The organism is Sulfitobacter sp. JL08 (assembly GCF_003352045.1).
Classification (GTDB): domain Bacteria; phylum Pseudomonadota; class Alphaproteobacteria; order Rhodobacterales; family Rhodobacteraceae; genus JL08.
In genome coordinates this window covers 2,615,595-2,632,327 of the sequence record NZ_CP025815.1, presented here as the reverse complement: position 1 = coordinate 2,632,327, position 16,733 = coordinate 2,615,595, and the positions used below count along the sequence as shown (strand labels likewise).

General features: G+C 57.7%; 15 protein-coding genes and 4 tRNA genes. 15 read left to right on the top strand and 4 right to left on the bottom strand.

Going from position 1 to position 16,733, the window contains the following annotated elements; genetic code table 11:
* Positions 1-170 precede the first annotated feature (170 nt).
* Positions 171-1,301: a tRNA guanosine(34) transglycosylase Tgt gene (tgt, locus tag C1J05_RS12910; RefSeq protein ID WP_114870598.1), complete on the top strand. Its 1,131-nt coding sequence runs from the start codon at positions 171-173 to the stop codon at positions 1,299-1,301.
* A gap of 270 nt (positions 1,302-1,571) precedes the next feature.
* Here the strand turns inward: tgt and C1J05_RS12905 are convergent, their stop codons facing one another.
* The gene (locus C1J05_RS12905) at positions 1,572-2,192 is read right to left on the bottom strand and encodes an isochorismatase family protein (protein ID WP_114870597.1); all 621 of its coding nucleotides are present in this window, start codon (positions 2,190-2,192) and stop codon (positions 1,572-1,574) included.
* Between the two features lie 292 nt (positions 2,193-2,484).
* On the opposite strand from C1J05_RS12905, the gene lon reads away from it, so the two are divergent.
* The 9 genes from lon to C1J05_RS12860 all read left to right on the top strand — a co-directional run bounded on the left by lon (position 2,485) and on the right by C1J05_RS12860 (position 8,244).
* On the top strand, positions 2,485-4,896 hold the full coding sequence (gene lon, locus C1J05_RS12895; protein WP_114870595.1) for an endopeptidase La: 2,412 nt from the start codon (positions 2,485-2,487) through the stop codon (positions 4,894-4,896).
* Between the two features lie 178 nt (positions 4,897-5,074).
* Positions 5,075-5,563, top strand: coding sequence for an HU family DNA-binding protein (locus tag C1J05_RS21895; RefSeq protein ID WP_254684598.1), 489 nt, complete (start codon positions 5,075-5,077; stop codon positions 5,561-5,563).
* Between the two features lie 19 nt (positions 5,564-5,582).
* Positions 5,583-5,657: transfer RNA gene (locus C1J05_RS12885), tRNA-Val, on the top strand.
* A gap of 24 nt (positions 5,658-5,681) precedes the next feature.
* On the top strand, positions 5,682-5,852 hold the full coding sequence (locus C1J05_RS22175; RefSeq protein WP_368073709.1) for a histidine phosphatase family protein: 171 nt from the start codon (positions 5,682-5,684) through the stop codon (positions 5,850-5,852).
* Between the two features lie 14 nt (positions 5,853-5,866).
* On the top strand, positions 5,867-6,061 hold the full coding sequence (locus C1J05_RS22170; protein WP_368073708.1) for a hypothetical protein: 195 nt from the start codon (positions 5,867-5,869) through the stop codon (positions 6,059-6,061).
* A gap of 58 nt (positions 6,062-6,119) precedes the next feature.
* Positions 6,120-6,195, top strand: a tRNA-Val gene (locus C1J05_RS12875).
* A 197-nt stretch (positions 6,196-6,392) separates the two neighbouring features.
* Positions 6,393-6,965: a DUF502 domain-containing protein gene (locus C1J05_RS12870; protein WP_114870594.1), complete on the top strand. Its 573-nt coding sequence runs from the start codon at positions 6,393-6,395 to the stop codon at positions 6,963-6,965.
* A 145-nt stretch (positions 6,966-7,110) separates the two neighbouring features.
* Positions 7,111-8,049 carry a pirin family protein gene (locus C1J05_RS12865; protein WP_114872309.1) on the top strand — a complete coding sequence of 313 codons (939 nt, stop codon included), beginning with the start codon at positions 7,111-7,113 and terminating at the stop codon, positions 8,047-8,049.
* Between the two features lie 118 nt (positions 8,050-8,167).
* Positions 8,168-8,244, top strand: a tRNA-Asp gene (locus C1J05_RS12860).
* Between the two features lie 63 nt (positions 8,245-8,307).
* Here C1J05_RS12860 and C1J05_RS12855 read toward each other — a convergent pair.
* Positions 8,308-8,568, bottom strand: coding sequence for a hypothetical protein (locus C1J05_RS12855; RefSeq protein WP_254684597.1), 261 nt, complete (start codon positions 8,566-8,568; stop codon positions 8,308-8,310).
* 79 nt (positions 8,569-8,647) lie between these two features.
* Here C1J05_RS12855 and C1J05_RS12850 point away from each other — a divergent pair, with 79 nt between their 5' ends.
* Positions 8,648-9,607 (top strand): IS5 family transposase, encoded by a 960-nt coding sequence (locus C1J05_RS12850; protein WP_114868636.1) that lies wholly within the window; start codon positions 8,648-8,650, stop codon positions 9,605-9,607.
* 342 nt (positions 9,608-9,949) lie between these two features.
* A tRNA-Asp gene (locus C1J05_RS12845) sits at positions 9,950-10,026 on the top strand.
* Between the two features lie 7 nt (positions 10,027-10,033).
* On the opposite strand, the gene C1J05_RS12840 is transcribed toward C1J05_RS12845, so the two are convergent.
* Both C1J05_RS12840 and C1J05_RS12835 read right to left on the bottom strand, forming a co-directional pair.
* Positions 10,034-10,903 (bottom strand): alpha/beta fold hydrolase, encoded by an 870-nt coding sequence (locus C1J05_RS12840; RefSeq protein WP_114870593.1) that lies wholly within the window; start codon positions 10,901-10,903, stop codon positions 10,034-10,036.
* A gap of 37 nt (positions 10,904-10,940) precedes the next feature.
* Positions 10,941-12,317 carry a M20/M25/M40 family metallo-hydrolase gene (locus C1J05_RS12835; RefSeq protein WP_114870592.1) on the bottom strand — a complete coding sequence of 459 codons (1,377 nt, stop codon included), beginning with the start codon at positions 12,315-12,317 and terminating at the stop codon, positions 10,941-10,943.
* 440 nt (positions 12,318-12,757) lie between these two features.
* On the opposite strand from C1J05_RS12835, the gene C1J05_RS12830 reads away from it, so the two are divergent.
* From C1J05_RS12830 to C1J05_RS12820, 3 genes are all read left to right on the top strand, one after another.
* Entirely contained in the window at positions 12,758-13,717 is a 960-nt protein-coding gene (locus tag C1J05_RS12830) for an IS5 family transposase (protein ID WP_114868636.1), read from the top strand.
* A 418-nt stretch (positions 13,718-14,135) separates the two neighbouring features.
* Positions 14,136-15,359, top strand: coding sequence for a 5-aminolevulinate synthase (hemA, locus tag C1J05_RS12825; RefSeq protein WP_114870591.1), 1,224 nt, complete (start codon positions 14,136-14,138; stop codon positions 15,357-15,359).
* Between the two features lie 112 nt (positions 15,360-15,471).
* Entirely contained in the window at positions 15,472-16,680 is a 1,209-nt protein-coding gene (locus C1J05_RS12820) for a helix-turn-helix domain-containing protein (RefSeq protein ID WP_114870590.1), read from the top strand.
* Positions 16,681-16,733: the final 53 nt, after the last annotated feature.

Below are 16,733 nucleotides of genomic sequence, written 5' to 3'. Positions count from 1 at the left end.
TGAGTTGCCACAATGTGTCGCAAAACCCTGCCAACCGGAAGCAAGAGACAGCGTTTGCGAGGGAAGCGGCGAAATTCCGGTTGCCGAATTGTCACAATCATGACCGGTCCGGTGGCTTGGCCTTTTGAACGGGCGCGATTATGAGGGCGGGACAAGCAAAGGGCAGGCGGATGGCGAAAAAGTTTGAATTCAACATTGCGGCGACGGACGGCAAGGCGCGCACCGGTATCATCTCGACGCCGCGCGGCGACATCCGCACACCGGCATTTATGCCGGTTGGAACGGCTGCGACCGTCAAGGCGATGATGCCCGAAAGCGTGGCCGCCACGGGTGCCGACATATTGCTGGGCAATACCTATCATCTGATGCTGCGCCCGACCGCAGAGCGGATCGACGCATTGGGGGGGCTGCACAGTTTCATGAACTGGCAAAAACCGATCCTGACGGATTCCGGCGGGTTTCAGGTGATGAGCCTTGCCGGATTACGCAAGCTGACTGAAAACGGTGTCACCTTCAAATCGCATATCGACGGCTCCAGACACGAGATAACGCCGGAACGCTCTATGGAAATCCAGAGGTTGCTGGGATCCGACATCGTGATGTGTTTTGATGAATGTACGCCGTTCCCCTGCACCGAACAGGAAAGCCTGAACAGCATGCAGCTGTCGATGCGATGGGCAAAGCGGTCGCGCGATGCCTTTGGTGACAGGCCGGGGCATGCGTTGTTCGGTATCCAGCAGGGATCGGTGTTTCGTGAACAACGTGCCGAAAGCGCCGAAAAACTAAGGGAAATCGGCTTTGACGGCTATGCGGTTGGCGGTCTTGCGGTGGGTGAAGGCCAGAAGATGATGTTTGATGTGCTGGATTTCGCGCCCGACATGCTGCCCGCAGAAAAACCACGCTATCTGATGGGAGTGGGCAAGCCGGATGATATCGTCGGCGCCGTGGCGCGCGGCATAGACATGATGGATTGCGTTCTGCCCAGCCGTTCGGGGCGCACGGGGCAGGTGTTTACACCGCGCGGCGCGGTAAACATCAAGAATGCACGCCATCAGGATGATCCGCGCCCGTTGGATGAAACCTGTTCCTGTCCTGCGTGCAGCAACTATTCGCGCGCATACCTGCATCATGTGTTCCGCAGTCAGGAGATTATTTCGTCCATGCTGCTGACATGGCACAACCTGCATTACTATCAGGATTTGATGGCGCAGATGCGGGCAGCGATCGCCGAGGGCGGTTTCGAGGCGTGGAACAAGAAGTTCCACGCCCAACGTGCTCTGGGGGACATAGAGCCGTTGTAACCGGATCAGAACGTTTTCTGACCAAAAGACCGGACGTCTTTTCTTCCTTTGGAGCGTTGGCAACGAAAGTCTCGTTTGTTGCCAACTTCGGATCGTTTGTTGCCTTATTGGAAACAGGTAGAAGGCAATTGTGACCAATTTAGGGCAAACACCGCAATGATTTCATAGATTTAGGCAAGTTCGCGCTGAAACAGAGGCCCATGCGGCAGCGAATTGCCCAAAAACCCATGATTTCATTCGGTTTTTGCCCGAAAACCTGTGCAAATCGCCCTATTCGTTGCCCTGTACGCGATTGAGATCCTTCGAATCAGCCCTAAGCAGGCCGATGACCTGTTGCGTGCTCAAAGCTGTACAAAACTCGCCGTTCAGGGATGCAATCGCCATGTCATGAACCAGTTCCGGTTCGTAGTCGGTGCCGTCCAGCCCGATCCGGTTGGTCGTGGCGCAGGCATCGTGGGCCAGGTAAACATCATATCCCATGTTTCCGGCCATGCGGGTTGTGGTTTCAACGCAGAAATTGGTGAAATAGCCCGCAATCACCAGCCGTTTGATCCCGGCGCGGCGCAGTTCGATTTCTAGATTGGTGCCGACAAAGCCGCTGTTCACATCCTTGGGAATGACGATATCGCCCTCGGCAACTTCAAGCCCCTCCAGTTGTTCGCCGGTCGGCAACGAAAACTTGAGAGGGCTGGCCGCCTCGCGGCTGTTGTGGCGGGTGAAAGCCACCTGGCGGTCTGCCGCGCGAAACGCATCGACCAGTGCGGCCAGATTATCCTGACAGTCCGGGTTGTTCATACGGCCCGTCGGGCCGCCCCAGTGGGTCAGGACGTGCACGCCCTTCTGGACGTCAATCAACAACAGGGCAGTATCGTCGGCAAACTGGTGGATCATAAGGCTTCTTTCTTGTCGGTTTTTTTCGGTTTCCGGATAGTCCCGCGTTGAAACTGAAACTGTTTACGGAAATGCGACGGGTGCATGACGTTTTTAGTCAGAATCACAAATATTAGCTGTGATCGCGTCTTGCAATCGGGGCAGCAGGCCGTCACGCTAGCGCGCATAAAAAAGATGAACATGGTTGAAATAGGTGCATTGCTGACCCACCTTATTCTTCCAAGAACAGGAGACGGGCGAGCGTTGCCGCACATCGGGACCAGACCCGTCTTGCCAAAGATAAGGATTGAGCATGCAAGAGCCCCTGAACGCCTCTTACCCCGTGTTGCCACTGCGCGACATTGTGGTGTTCCCCCATATGATCGTCCCGCTGTTTGTGGGCCGCGAGAAATCAGTGCGCGCACTGGAAGAGGTGATGTCGGACGACAAACAGATTCTGTTGTCCAGCCAGATCGACCCCGCAATTGATGACCCGGAAGACGAAGGTATCTACAAGGTCGGCGTGCTGGCCAATGTCCTGCAATTGCTGAAGCTGCCCGACGGCACCGTCAAGGTTCTGGTCGAAGGGCAGGCGCGTGTGCGCATCACCGAATATCTGGACAACGAAAACTTTTTCGAAGCGCGGGCCGAATACCTGAGCGAAATGCCGGGCGATGTTGCCATCACCGAGGCGCTTGTGCGCACCGTCGCGGACGAGTTCGAGCGTTATTCCAAGGTCAAGAAGAATGTCCCGGAAGAGGCGCTGGTGGCCGTTGGCGAAAGCTCGGAACCGGCCAAACTGGCCGATCTGGTCGCAGGCCATCTGGGCATCGAAGTGCATCAGAAACAGGAACTGCTGGAAACCCTGAGCATTTCGGAACGTCTGGAAAAGGTCTATGGCCTGATGCAGGGCGAGATGTCTGTCATGCAGGTCGAGAAGAAGATCAAGACCCGCGTGAAGTCACAGATGGAGCGCACCCAGCGCGAATATTACCTGAATGAGCAGATGAAGGCCATTCAGCAAGAGTTGGGCGATGGCGAAGACGGCAAGAACGAAGTGGCCGAGCTTGAGGCGAAAATTGCAGAAACAAAGTTCAGCAAGGAAGCCCGTGAAAAAGCCGAAGCCGAGCTGAAAAAACTGAAAAACATGTCGCCGATGTCGGCCGAAGCCACCGTGGTGCGCAACTATCTGGATTGGATGTTGTCGATCCCGTGGGGCAAGAAATCGCGTGTCAAAAAGGATCTGGGCAAGGCGCAGAAGGTGCTGGATGACGATCACTTCGGGCTTGAAAAGGTCAAGGAACGGATCGTTGAATATCTGGCCGTGCAGCAACGCAGCGCCAAGATGAAGGGCCCGATCATGTGTCTGGTCGGCCCTCCGGGTGTGGGTAAGACCAGCTTGGGCAAATCGGTTGCCAAGGCCACGGGGCGCGAATTCATCCGCATCTCGCTGGGCGGGGTGCGCGACGAGTCTGAAATTCGCGGCCACAGGCGGACCTATATCGGGTCAATGCCGGGCAAGATCATTCAGGCGCTGAAAAAGGCGAAAACCACCAATCCGCTGATCCTGCTGGACGAGATTGACAAGATGGGTCAGGATTTTCGCGGTGATCCCGCGTCTGCCATGCTTGAAGTGCTTGATCCCGAACAGAACAATACGTTCATGGATCACTATCTTGAGGTTGAATACGATCTGAGCAACGTGATGTTTCTGACTACGTCGAACAGCTACAACATGCCGGGTCCGCTACTGGACCGCATGGAGATCATTCCGCTGTCGGGTTACACCGAGGATGAAAAGCGCGAGATCGCGAAACAGCATCTGGTGCCCAAGCAGATCAAGAACCACGGCCTTAAGTCGAAAGAGTTCAGCATCGACGACAGTGCGCTGACCGAGATCATCCGCACCTACACACGCGAGGCAGGCGTGCGAAACCTTGAACGCGACATTGCCAAAATTGCCCGAAAGGCGCTGACCAGGATCGTCAAGAAAGAGGCAGAAACCGTGCATGTCACCGCTGCCAATATCGAGGACTTTCTGGGTGTCAAAAAGTTCCGCTACGGGTTGGCTGAACAGGAAGATCAGGTGGGTGTCGTCACCGGGCTGGCCTACACGTCGGTCGGTGGTGAACTGCTGTCGATCGAAGCGCTGCGCCTGCCAGGCAAGGGGCGGATGAAAACGACCGGCAAACTGGGCGATGTGATGAAGGAAAGCATCGATGCAGCCAGTTCCTATGTCCGCTCGATCAGCCCGCAGATCGGTGTGAAACCGCCGGTGTTCGACACGATCGACATCCACGTGCACGTGCCCGATGGCGCGACGCCCAAGGATGGCCCCTCTGCCGGATTGGCGATGGTCACGTCCATCGTGTCTGTGCTGAGCGGAATACCGGTCCGCAAGGACATCGCCATGACGGGCGAGGTTTCGTTGCGCGGAAATGCGATGCCGATTGGCGGTTTGAAGGAAAAACTGCTGGCGGCGCTGCGTGGCGGGATCAAGACAGTGCTGATCCCTGAAGAAAACGAAAAGGATCTGCCCGAGATCCCGGACAATGTGAAAGAAGGATTGAAGATCATCCCCGTTTCGCACGTGTCCGATGTCCTGAAACATGCTCTGGTGCGCGCACCCGAGCCTGTGGAGTGGGATCAGGCCGCCGAAGATGCAGCGGCGGCCGCAGCCCTTGCCGCGCGCAGTTCCAGCGGGGACAGCGCGACGGCGCATTAAGACACAGATCAAACGTTCAAAAGGCGCGTTCGGGTTCGGGCGCGCCTTTTTTCATACTGTTTCTGTTTTGGCCAATTTAAGACGTGCAAACGCACCCGGTCCGCGCCATACCCTGTTTATCTGATGCAATTCAGGTTAAGCTGTTTCCAATATAGAAACGAAAACAACAGGCACCCCCATGAGCAAAGCCCCGACAAAACCCGTCACGTCCAGCGAAAAAAAGGCCCGGCCATCCGCCAAGGGCGATACAAGATCGGCGAAATCATCCGCGCCCAGCAAATCGGCGTCGGTGGTGGCGTCGCCCAAAACGGACAGCCCGTTCAAGCCAACCATTGTCGAAACCGCCCAGCCTGTTCTTGCCGGGCCGATGATGCGCAAGAAAGAGCTGATCGAAGCCGTTGTGGCGCAATCGGGCGTCAAGAAACGCGATGCCAAGCCGGTGATCGAAGCGATGCTGTCGGTCTTGGGCAACGCAATTTCCAGCGGGCGAGAGCTGAACCTTGAACCGCTTGGCAAGCTCAAGATCAACCGCACCAAAACCGGACGCGGCGCCAAGGTCATGATCTGCAAACTGCGCCAAAGCACCGGCGTGCACGGCACTGGCGCAGAGGATCAGCCAGCATCCGATACGTCGCACAAAGAGCCGCTTGCAGACACGGATGACTGACGCTAAAACCGGTGCGCGCGGGTGATTAGCTCAGTGGTAGAGCGCTTCGTTCACATCGAAGATGTCAGGAGTTCAAATCTCTTATCACCCACCATTTCCATCTGGGACAGGCCGTTAGATGCGCCGGGATATGCCGAAAATCTGGTTCCTGCGTCATGGTGAAACCTTTTGGAACGCAGAGCGGCGCATACAAGGTCAGCTCAACTCCGAACTGACGCCGCAGGGTGTAAAGGATACCGTTCGTCAGGCGGATATCATGCGGCCGGTTCTGGCACAGAACGTGGCCTGACATTACATGCGCGGGTGTGTGATTTCCTGGCAGATCTGACCGGCCCCAGCGTCATCGTATCACATGGATTGCCGGGGCATGTGCTGCGTGGCGTGGTGACGGGGTTGGACCGTTCCGGGATGGGGTATTCCGGCAATCGGCAGGGCTGTGTTTATGTTCTTGAAAACGGTCAAGAGCATGTGCTTGACCATGCCGGTGCCGCGATCTGAAACTTTTGCTTGAAACACCCTTGCGCGGGCGGTCGCGAATGGGTACATCGCCCGAAGCGGGTGATTAGCTCAGTTGGTAGAGCGCTTCGTTTACACCGAAGATGTCGGGAGTTCGAGTCTCTCATCACCCACCATTCCCCATAAATCCAAAGTCATCGCTGTCAGGCGAAGTGCGTTCAAGGGCGCTAACGAACCCGCAGCTTTCAGCGCATCGGCGATTTGATCAGCTATACGGTTCGTTGTGGGCCGGAACGTGGTCTTTTGCCGGTGGACTTTCCGACCATTGATTCTACGGTTTACGTAACAAGATCGCGGCGCGGGGGATGCAGGAATGAAAGCTACAATTCTGGGGGGTGTGCTGTTTCTGATCCCGCTTGCGTTTATCGCAATCGGCCTGACCAAAGCCTTTGAAGTCTGCCGGCGCATCGCCGAACCGGTCAAGAACCTGATCCCGGTGGACCGGATCATCGGAGTGGCCGTTCTGGATATACTGGCGGTTTGCCTGATCATACTTGTGTGTTATCTCGCAGGCGTTCTGGCGCAAATAACCATGTTTTCCAAACGGTTGCACAATGTGGATGCGTTTCTGGTCAACGTGGTACCGGGCTATGCCGTCATCAAAAGCGTGGTGGGCGGCTTTGTTGGCGATCGGGGGGATGAAAAGCCGTTGCAGCCGGTTCTGGTGACTTTTGATGATTTCGATCAGTTTGCCTTTGAGGTCGAACGCCTCGACGACAAGGTGGTTGTGTTTTTGCCCAGTTCGCCATCGGCATGGTCCGGATCGACCATAATCGTTGCCCGGGATCGCGTCAGAACGCTTGATCTGCTACCGCATCAATTGGTCAGCCTTCTACGTGTCATGGGGCGGGGCACGTCCAAACTGAACATTATGAAACGCACCTAGGCTGCTGGTCTGTGCATTTTTCGAAAAAGGAAGATCATCTGACATTACTGTGTGCAAACGCGCACATTCCCGGTGTTATTACGGCAGTTTGTTCCTGTCCGGTTCGGGCCTATCTTCTGACCTGTCCGAAACAGGAGATATCGACATGAGCTGGAACCCGACGCTCGATCCCGATTGCCCGACTGGCGATGCGGTCGATGCGATAGACACGCTGATCATCCCGCGCGCCCGTGATCTGGGCGGTTTCGAAGTGCGTCGCGCCTTGCCCGCGCCAAAACGTCAGATGGTTGGCCCATTCATTTTCTTCGATCAGATGGGGCCAGCCGAATTCCTGCGCGGCAAGGGGCTGGACGTGCGCCCGCATCCCTATATCGGGCTGGCGACCATCAGTTATCTTTACCGGGGCCGGATGCATCACAGGGATTCGCTGGGCACGGATGCATGGATCGAACCGGGGGCGGTCAACTGGATGGTGGCGGGGCACGGCATTACACATTCCGAACGCACTGACGATGAAACCCAGACTGATCCGATGCCGTTTTTCGGTATCCAGACCTGGGTGGCCCTGCCAAAGGACGCCGAAGACCAGCCTGCCGCCTTTGAGCACGCCCCCAAAGAGGCGCTGCCGTTGCTGGAAGGCGAAGGCAAGGAAGTGCGGTTGATCCTTGAGGATGCCTGGGGCGAGACCGCGCCTGTCAAGACAGCGTCCGAGATGTTTTATGCCGATGCGGTTCTGGCACCGTCCGCGAAACTGCCCTTGCCCGACAACCACGAAGACCGCGGGATTTACGTTGTCGAAGGCAGTATCAACGTGGCGGGGCAATCATTCGAAGCGGGGCGTATGATGGTCTTTCGTCCCGGCGACAGGATCAGCGCCACGGCGGGTGACAGGGGCGCGCGGCTGATGCTGCTGGGGGGCGCGACGCTGGAGGGGTCGCGCCATATCTGGTGGAATTTCGTGGCGTCGGCCAAAGACCGGATCGATGCGGCGAAAGAAGCATGGCGCGCAGGCGATTGGGCGCATGGCCGGTTTCAGTTGCCGCCGGGGGACGACGCTGAATTCATCCCGTTGCCAGAGCGTTGAGAAGGTGGGGAAGCACGTCCTTTGATCCGCGGTTTTTGCCAAAATTTGCAAACCGCGCTTGACGGGGCATGGGTCGCACCATATGAGGTCCGAACGTTCCGCAAGGTTCGTGCAGCGGGCGGTTGTAGCTCAGTTGGTTAGAGTACCGGCCTGTCACGCCGGGGGTCGCGGGTTCGAGCCCCGTCAACCGCGCCACCGCTGCCTAGAAAAGGCCCCGTTACGGGGCCTTTTTTGTGCGCTTCCGGTGCGGCGGGGTGCCTAGTTCCCCCAATCGGCAAACACCTCGAACCCTTTGGCGATGGGCGCGCTTTTCAGGTGATCCTTGAATTCGTTCCACATGGCCAGCACGGCCTCTGCGTTGGCATCGGAAGTTTCCTTGCTTTCAACCAACGAAACGACGCAGCCACTGCCATCATCGTTCACAGAGTTAATGAATTTGATCATGCCCGGCATTGCCATGATCCTGGGTTTCAGCTTTTCCAGATCGGCTTTGGCCTGTTCAATGGATTCAGGTTTCAATTGGTAAGGAATCTCTGAAGAACTTCCCCATTTTGGCGTGATTTGGTATGGTTTCTGCGGATGAGAGAGGAGCCCGCCGATGCCCAAACAGCCTGCCATTCCCGGCCTTGGTGATGCGGTGAAGAAGAAGGTGACGCGCCGCGAGAAGTTCCTGTCGGAGATGGATGCGGTGGTGCCTTGGGGTCGTCTGTTGGCGCTGATCGAGCCGCACTATCCGAAGGTTGGGTCAAAGGGTGGTCGGCCACCGATGCCACTGGAGACGATGCTGCGAGTGTATTTCCTTCAGAGCTGGTACGCGCTGAGCGATCCGATGGCCGAAGAGAGCCTGTATGACAGCGAGGCCATGCGCCGGTTTGCCGGTATCGAGCTTGGCGATGACCGCATCCCCGACGAAACAACGATCCTGAACTTCCGGCACCTGCTGGAGAAGCATCAGCTGACCGAGAAGCTGTTTGCCGAGGTGAATGCCTATCTTGCCGACAAGGGCGTCACGCTGCGCTCTGGCACGTTGGTGGATGCGACGATCATCGATGCGCCGTCCTCGACCAAGAATGAAGCCAAGGCCCGCGATCCCGAGATGTCATCCACCAAGAAGGGTAATGACTGGTACTTCGGCATGAAGGCCCATGTTGGCGTCGATGCAGACAGCGGCATCGTCCACAGCCTGGAGACCACCACTGCCAAGACCCACGATAGCCAGGTCTGGGACGAACTGCTGCACGGCAACGAAACATCCGTCTGGGCGGACAAGGGCTACGTGCATTCCGAACGAGAGGCGGCCTTCACCAAGGATGCAGGCCGGTTCTGGGGCGTGATGCGCAAGGCACCCAAAGGTGGCGAACTGGATCCGCTCGACGTGCAGATCAACCGGATCATCGCAAAGGTCCGGGCCAAGGTTGAGCACCCGTTCCGGATCCTGAAGCGCCAGTTCGGCCACGTGAAGACGCGCTACCGTGGGCTGGCCAAGAACCGGGCGCATCTGTTCACGCTCTTCGCCCTCGGCAACCTGTTCATGACCCGGAGAAAGCTGGCAGCATGAGGCAGAGTCTGCCCAAAAACGCCGAAACCGCCACTCAGGCGGCCGAAACAGCGGGAAAATCGCTGGAAATGGGACGTCTGACGCCCCAAACTACCTTCAAGCCGGCACGGCGGCGAAGCCGAAGGCGTTGATCAGACTTTCCGTAATGCGTTACCCTTGCATACATAATCTGTCCTCCCGGTGATCGGGCCGTAATTGACCCGCAGTGCCATCCCTAGCATGAAAGGCCAAATCTCCCAAGACAGGCGGAATTACCGCGCAGGACCACACGCGGTCTTTCGCGTTGGTTGCGACAAATCCTATTGACGCCAAAACCCACTTCGCCTATCCCGCATCCCACGCGCGGTTGTAGCTCAGTTGGTTAGAGTACCGGCCTGTCACGCCGGGGGTCGCGGGTTCGAGCCCCGTCAACCGCGCCATTTTCCTTTATCGTGATCCGCTGCTGACTTCGGTCAGGAAGGCGCCCAATGCCCGTGCGGTTTCCTGTGGGTGCTGTTCTGCAAAAAAGTGACCGCCCGGTATCGCCGCGACCTGCATGGCAGAAAGGCGGTCTGCCCAGATCGCGGCCACATCATAGTTGCGCCCAACGACCCCATCCGCGCCAAACAAGACCAGGGCAGGGCAGGTCACGCACCGGTTCAGATCGGCAGCATCCAGCGCGAAATCAACATCAATCGCAGCGCGGTAATTGTCGCACATCGACGTAATCGTCGCGGGGGCGCGCCACGCCCTGCGATAGCTTTCGAGCGCGTCGGGGGCAAAATCGGACAGATCGGCGGCCCCCCATCCCAGCAGGCAGCTTTCGAAATAGCTGTCCGGATCATAGCCGATCAGCGTTTCGGGAAAGGGGGCCGGCTGGGACAGAAAGAACCAGTGGTAATAGGCGCGCGCGACGCGGTGATCCAGCCCGGCCAGAACGTGGTGCGTTGGCGCGATATCCATCAGGGTCAGCGATAGCACGGCATCGGGTGCATCCAGCGCCAGCCGGTGCGCTGTTCGTGCGCCCCGGTCATGGCCCACCAGATGAAACCGCTCATGGCCAAGATGGCGCATCAGGGCGATCTGGTCAGCTGTCAGCGGTCGAAAGCTGTTCTGTATCACGCCTTGCGGTTTCGAGGATTCCCCATATCCGCGCAAATCGGACGTGATCAGGGTAAACCTGTCCTGCAGATCAGGCAGCACGCGGCCCCACATGGCGCGCGTTTGCGGGAATCCGTGCAGCAAAAGAACAGGCGGCCCGGTTCCAGTGACCTCATAGGCGATGCGCTGACCGTTCACATCCGCGAACTGTGTCATGCACGCCCCCGGTTGCGCCACCCCGACAGGCGGACCATCAGGTCAGCGCATCCAGAATACGGGCCCAGCTGCGCATGCCTTTGTGAAAGCTTTCCATGTCATATTTTTCATTGGCGGAATGGATCTGGTCGTCATCCTTGCCGAACCCGATCAGCATGGCGTCCATATCCAGAATATTCTTGAAATATCCGGCAATCGGGATCGATCCACCGCATCCGATATAGGCTGCAGCGCGGGGCCATTCATCGCTCAGGGCGCCGCGCGCCTTTTCAAATGCGGGATGATCGATCGACATTTGTGAGGCCGGCGATCCTTTTTCGGTGCGGTATTCAACCGTGAATCCGTCAGGCAGCGCGTTTTCCAGATAGGTGCGGAACGCGGTGCGGATCGCTTCGGGATCCTGGGTGCCGACAAGACGGAAACTGATCTTGGCACTTGCCTGTGATGGCAACACGGTTTTGAAACCGTCGCCCGTGTATCCGCCCCAGATGCCGTTCACATCGCAGGTGGGGCGCGACCAGATCATTTCCAGCGGGGTGCGGTCGACCTCTCCTGCCGGCTCTTTCAGCCCGACATCGCCAAGATAGGCCGCATGATCAAAGTTCAGGCCCTGCCACTGGCTGCGGATATCGTCAGACAGTTCGGGCACGCCGTCATAAAAGCCGGGCAGGGTGATGCGCCCGTTTTCATCGTGCAGCCCTGCGATGATTTTTGACAGAACCCGGATCGGGTTCATCGCGATGCCGCCATACATGCCCGAATGCAGATCGCGCGACGGGCCGGTGATGGTGAAATCTTCGCCCAACAGCCCGCGCAGCATGGTGGTGATCGCGGGTACTGCGCTTTCGAACAGGCCGGTATCACAGATCAGGGCGATGTCGGCGCTCAGTTCGTCCTTGTTGTCCTGCATGAACGGCACAAGGCTGGGCGAACCGCTTTCTTCTTCGCCTTCAAAGAAAAACGTGATGCGGCAGGGCAGGGTGCCGTGCACCGCCTTCCATGCGCGGCAGGCTTCGACAAAGGTCATCAACTGGCCCTTGTCGTCAGACGATCCGCGACCCCGGATAACCTTGCCCTTCGGCGTGTCCTGCACTTCGGGATCAAACGGATCGCGATCCCACAGATCAAGCGGGTCGACGGGCTGTACATCGTAGTGCCCGTAAAACAGCAGATGGGGTGCGTCAGCCGCACCATCGACGTGACCAACAACCATCGGGTGGCCGGGTGTGGGGCGTTTGCTTGCCGTGATACCAAGGCTTTCCAGATCAGCGACCAGCCAGTCTGCGGCGGTGTCGCAATCGGCCTTGAACGCCGGATCGGTGGAAATGGACGGGATGCGCAGCAAATCAAGCAACCGCTCGGTGGCGGCCGGTAAATCCTGATCGATTTTCGCAAGAACGGCATCAATGGACATGGAAGACTCCTGAATTTGGTCGGGGTGACCGTAGCAGGCGGCCACCCCGAGTCCAGAGCCCCCTAATGAGATATCGTTACCCATTCAATCGTGACCAAGGCAGCACCGGATCACTTGCAAATCAGAAATGCCCCCCGGCCCGTTACGCCTGTTGAAATCCGCAAGGTGATTCCTTGGCATGGCACCCCCGCTTTGGACAGCTGGCCTGCATTTTCCAATAGCAGAACATCCGGTCCGGTCTTTTTCATGGTGTCACCCTCGGGTGCGAACAGGGGGTTTTGCCCTGATCGGCCCGTCGTTGCGTTCCGCGAAACAAACCACGTGGAAATGCGATAGACGTAACGTTGCGATAATCCGCAAGTCTCTGAGGAATCTCTGAAGAACTTCCCCATTTTGGCTTGATTTGGTATGGTTTCTGCGGATGAGAGAGGAGCCCGCCGATGCCCAAACAGCCTGCCATTCCCGGCCTTGGTGATGCGGTGAAGAAGAAGGTGACGCGCCGCGAGAAGTTCCTGTCGGAGATGGATGCGGTGGTGCCTTGGGGTCGTCTGTTGGCGCTGATCGAGCCGCACTATCCGAAGGTTGGGTCAAAGGGTGGTCGGCCACCGATGCCACTGGAGACGATGCTGCGAGTGTATTTCCTTCAGAGCTGGTACGCGCTGAGCGATCCGATGGCCGAAGAGAGCCTGTATGACAGCGAGGCCATGCGCCGGTTTGCCGGTATCGAGCTTGGCGATGACCGCATCCCCGACGAAACAACGATCCTGAACTTCCGGCACCTGCTGGAGAAGCATCAGCTGACCGAGAAGCTGTTTGCCGAGGTGAATGCCTATCTTGCCGACAAGGGCGTCACGCTGCGCTCTGGCACGTTGGTGGATGCGACGATCATCGATGCGCCGTCCTCGACCAAGAATGAAGCCAAGGCCCGCGATCCCGAGATGTCATCCACCAAGAAGGGTAATGACTGGTACTTCGGCATGAAGGCCCATGTTGGCGTCGATGCAGACAGCGGCATCGTCCACAGCCTGGAGACCACCACTGCCAAGACCCACGATAGCCAGGTCTGGGACGAACTGCTGCACGGCAACGAAACATCCGTCTGGGCGGACAAGGGCTACGTGCATTCCGAACGAGAGGCGGCCTTCACCAAGGATGCAGGCCGGTTCTGGGGCGTGATGCGCAAGGCACCCAAAGGTGGCGAACTGGATCCGCTCGACGTGCAGATCAACCGGATCATCGCAAAGGTCCGGGCCAAGGTTGAGCACCCGTTCCGGATCCTGAAGCGCCAGTTCGGCCACGTGAAGACGCGCTACCGTGGGCTGGCCAAGAACCGGGCGCATCTGTTCACGCTCTTCGCCCTCGGCAACCTGTTCATGACCCGGAGAAAGCTGGCAGCATGAGGCAGAGTCTGCCCAAAAACGCCGAAACCGCCACTCAGGCGGCCGAAACAGCGGGAAAATCGCTGGAAATGGGACGTCTGACGCCCCAAACTACCTTCAAGCCGGCACGGCGGCGAAGCCGAAGGCGTTGATCAGACGTTCCCTGATTATTATATTCTAAAAACAAAAAATCGTTACACTTACTATGAAAATCAGTGTGCGCCTGATTTTGAAACCCCGCCAGTCCGGAAAACCTTACCCTACGTCATCGCCGCCCTGTTTTGACTGGTCTTGATCTGGATCAAGGCTGCGACACCGCGCCCCCGCCTAACTGGTTGAACCAAGGGCGCGCGATCTATATCCATTCATAAAACCGAATGCGGTTGCGTGCCGCCGACAACTTGCCTTTGATGGCAGACCAGATGAACGGAGATGCCGGGTGGATTATACCGCAAAGCTTGATCAGGCGCTTGCCCGTCTACATGACGAAGGCCGTTACCGCACTTTTATCGATATCGAACGGCGCAACGGGGCATTCCCGCACGCGATCTGGCGCCGCCCCGACGGGACAGAACAGAACATTACTGTCTGGTGCGGCAACGATTATCTGGGCATGGGCCAGCACGAGGTCGTGCAATCGGCGATGCACGAGGCGATCAATGCCACGGGCGCAGGATCGGGCGGCACCCGCAACATTTCCGGCACCACCGTCTATCACAAACGGCTTGAGGCCGAACTGGCTGATCTGCACGGCAAGGAAAGCGCGCTGCTGTTCACCAGCGCCTATATCGCGAATGATGCAACTTTAAGCACTTTGCCGAAGCTGTTCCCGGGCCTGATTATTTATTCCGATGCGCTGAACCACGCCAGCATGATTGAAGGCGTGCGCCGCAATGGCGGGGCCAAGCGGATCTTCCGCCATAACGATCTGGATCACCTGCGCGAGCTGCTGGAAGCGGATGATCCCGACGCGCCCAAACTGATCGCGTTTGAATCGATCTATTCGATGGATGGCGATTTCGGCCCGATCGAGGCGATCTGCGATCTGGCGGACGAATTCGGCGCGCTGACATATATCGACGAGGTGCACGCCGTTGGCATGTACGGCCCGCGCGGGGCTGGTGTGGCTGAACGCGACCGGTTGATGCACCGTCTGGACATCATCAACGGTACATTGGCCAAAGCCTATGGTGTGATGGGCGGCTATATCGCGGCATCGCATAAAATGTGTGACGCCATAAGGTCTTACGCGCCGGGCTTCATCTTTACAACATCGCTGCCACCTGCTGTTGCGGCGGGTGCCGCCGCGTCGGTTGCCTATCTCAAACGCCATCCGGAATTGCGCGAACAGCACCAGACACAGGCCAAGATACTGAAGATGCGCCTGAAGGGGCTTGGTTTGCCGATCATCGATCATGGCAGCCACATCGTTCCGGTGATGGTGGGCGATCCGGTTCATACCAAGAAACTGAGCGATATGCTGTTGCAGGATCATGGTATTTACGCACAGCCGATCAACTTTCCGACGGTGCCCCGCGGCACCGAAAGACTGCGATTTACCCCGTCGCCGGTGCATGGCCCGAAAGAGATGGATGCACTGGTGCGCGCCATGGACAAACTATGGTCACATTGTGCGCTAAATCGCGCCAACATGGCTGGATAGCCTTTCCTGACAGTGCAAAGCATCTTGCTTTGTGTTAGCGTTCTGGAAACAAACACGCGTGTACGAATCGTTGGGACGATTTCGCGTGTTTTTAGGGGGCGGATAGTTAGGTATGATCGGGCGTAGGTTATCCCGTAAGGCCGCAGAGGTCGTTGTTGAACCCAAAGGGTTTGATGATTTCGATCTGCGTCTTGGCGATGTGATGCGCGGTGAGCGTGCCACGATGGGAAAATCACTTTTGGATGTGCAGCGTGAATTGCGCATCAAGGCCGCGTATATCGCGGCCATCGAAAACTGCGACCCGTCCGCCTTTGACACACCCGGTTTTATTGCAGGTTATGTGCGGTCCTATGCGCGCTATCTGGAAATGGACCCTGACAAGGCTTTCGCGTCTTTTTGCGAAGAAAGCGGGTTTTCCGTAGCACACGGTATGTCCGAAGCGGCATCTGTCGTCAAAAAACCCAGCCGGGAAGAGCGGCTTTCCGGTGCGAACCGTGATCCGTTCTCGTCTCCGTCGATGCCTTTCGTTCCCGCGGGTGATGCACTCTGGACGCGGATTGAACCCGGCGCTGTTGGATCAATGATTGTTCTGGTCGGCCTGATCAGTGCCATCGGATTTGGCGGCTGGTCGGTTCTGAAGGAAGTGCAGCGCGTGCAGTATGCGCCTGTGGATCAGACGCCGGTGGTGTTGTCTGATCTTGATCCGCTGAATACGACGATAGATCAGACCACGCCCGCAAATGTAGTGTCATCCACATCGGATGTGATCGTTCCGCCATCCCCCGAAGCATTTGACCGGCTTTACCGCCCGCAAGCATTGGATGTTCCGGTTCTGGTGGCACGCGATGCACCGATTTCCACGCTTGATCCGAATGCGTCGGGTGTTTTCACCTCACCGCAGGCGATTTCCGATCCTGTGGTGTTGACTGCGGATGCCGCCACCCCTGCTACGGCGGTGCCGCAAGTGGTTGAAACGCCGACACCGGGCCTGCGCGTCGTTGCGGTGCGTCCGTCCTGGGTGCGGGTACGGGCCGCTGACGGCACTGTGATCTTTGAATCGATCATGGAAAAAGGCGACACGTACGAGGTGGCAACCACCGAGGAACCGCCAACCCTGCGCGTGGGCGAATCCGGAGCGATCTATTTCGAAATGAACGGTGCCCATTATGGCCCGGCTGGCGAAAGCGGGTCTGTCACGGCCAATGTGTCCCTGTCGATCACGGCGCTAAGTGAAACCTATGCGATTGCCGATCTGGAACAGGACAGCGATCTGGCGCAGATGGTGGCCGAATTGCAAACGCCTGTACCAGTTCAGGACTAACCGGCGCGTTGCTGGCGCAAACCTTGCGCGCAACGGCCTGCTGCCCTACCTAA

Bases quoted from the DNA above. Each gene is read 5' to 3' on its own strand.
- C1J05_RS12835 (WP_114870592.1), bottom strand. From the start codon at position 12,317: ATGTCCATTGATGCCGTTCTTGCGAAAATCGATCAGGATTTACCGGCC.
- tgt (WP_114870598.1), top strand. From the start codon at position 171: ATGGCGAAAAAGTTTGAATTCAACATTGCGGCGACGGACGGCAAGGCG.
- C1J05_RS22175 (WP_368073709.1), top strand. From the start codon at position 5,682: ATGCGCCGGGATATGCCGAAAATCTGGTTCCTGCGTCATGGTGAAACC.
- C1J05_RS12865 (WP_114872309.1), top strand. From the start codon at position 7,111: ATGAGCTGGAACCCGACGCTCGATCCCGATTGCCCGACTGGCGATGCG.
- C1J05_RS21895 (WP_254684598.1), top strand. From the start codon at position 5,075: ATGAGCAAAGCCCCGACAAAACCCGTCACGTCCAGCGAAAAAAAGGCC.
- C1J05_RS12870 (WP_114870594.1), top strand. From the start codon at position 6,393: ATGAAAGCTACAATTCTGGGGGGTGTGCTGTTTCTGATCCCGCTTGCG.
- lon (WP_114870595.1), top strand. From the start codon at position 2,485: ATGCAAGAGCCCCTGAACGCCTCTTACCCCGTGTTGCCACTGCGCGAC.
- C1J05_RS12830 (WP_114868636.1), top strand. From the start codon at position 12,758: ATGCCCAAACAGCCTGCCATTCCCGGCCTTGGTGATGCGGTGAAGAAG.
- C1J05_RS12820 (WP_114870590.1), top strand. From the start codon at position 15,472: ATGATCGGGCGTAGGTTATCCCGTAAGGCCGCAGAGGTCGTTGTTGAA.
- C1J05_RS12905 (WP_114870597.1), bottom strand. From the start codon at position 2,192: ATGATCCACCAGTTTGCCGACGATACTGCCCTGTTGTTGATTGACGTC.
- C1J05_RS12840 (WP_114870593.1), bottom strand. From the start codon at position 10,903: ATGACACAGTTCGCGGATGTGAACGGTCAGCGCATCGCCTATGAGGTC.
- C1J05_RS12850 (WP_114868636.1), top strand. From the start codon at position 8,648: ATGCCCAAACAGCCTGCCATTCCCGGCCTTGGTGATGCGGTGAAGAAG.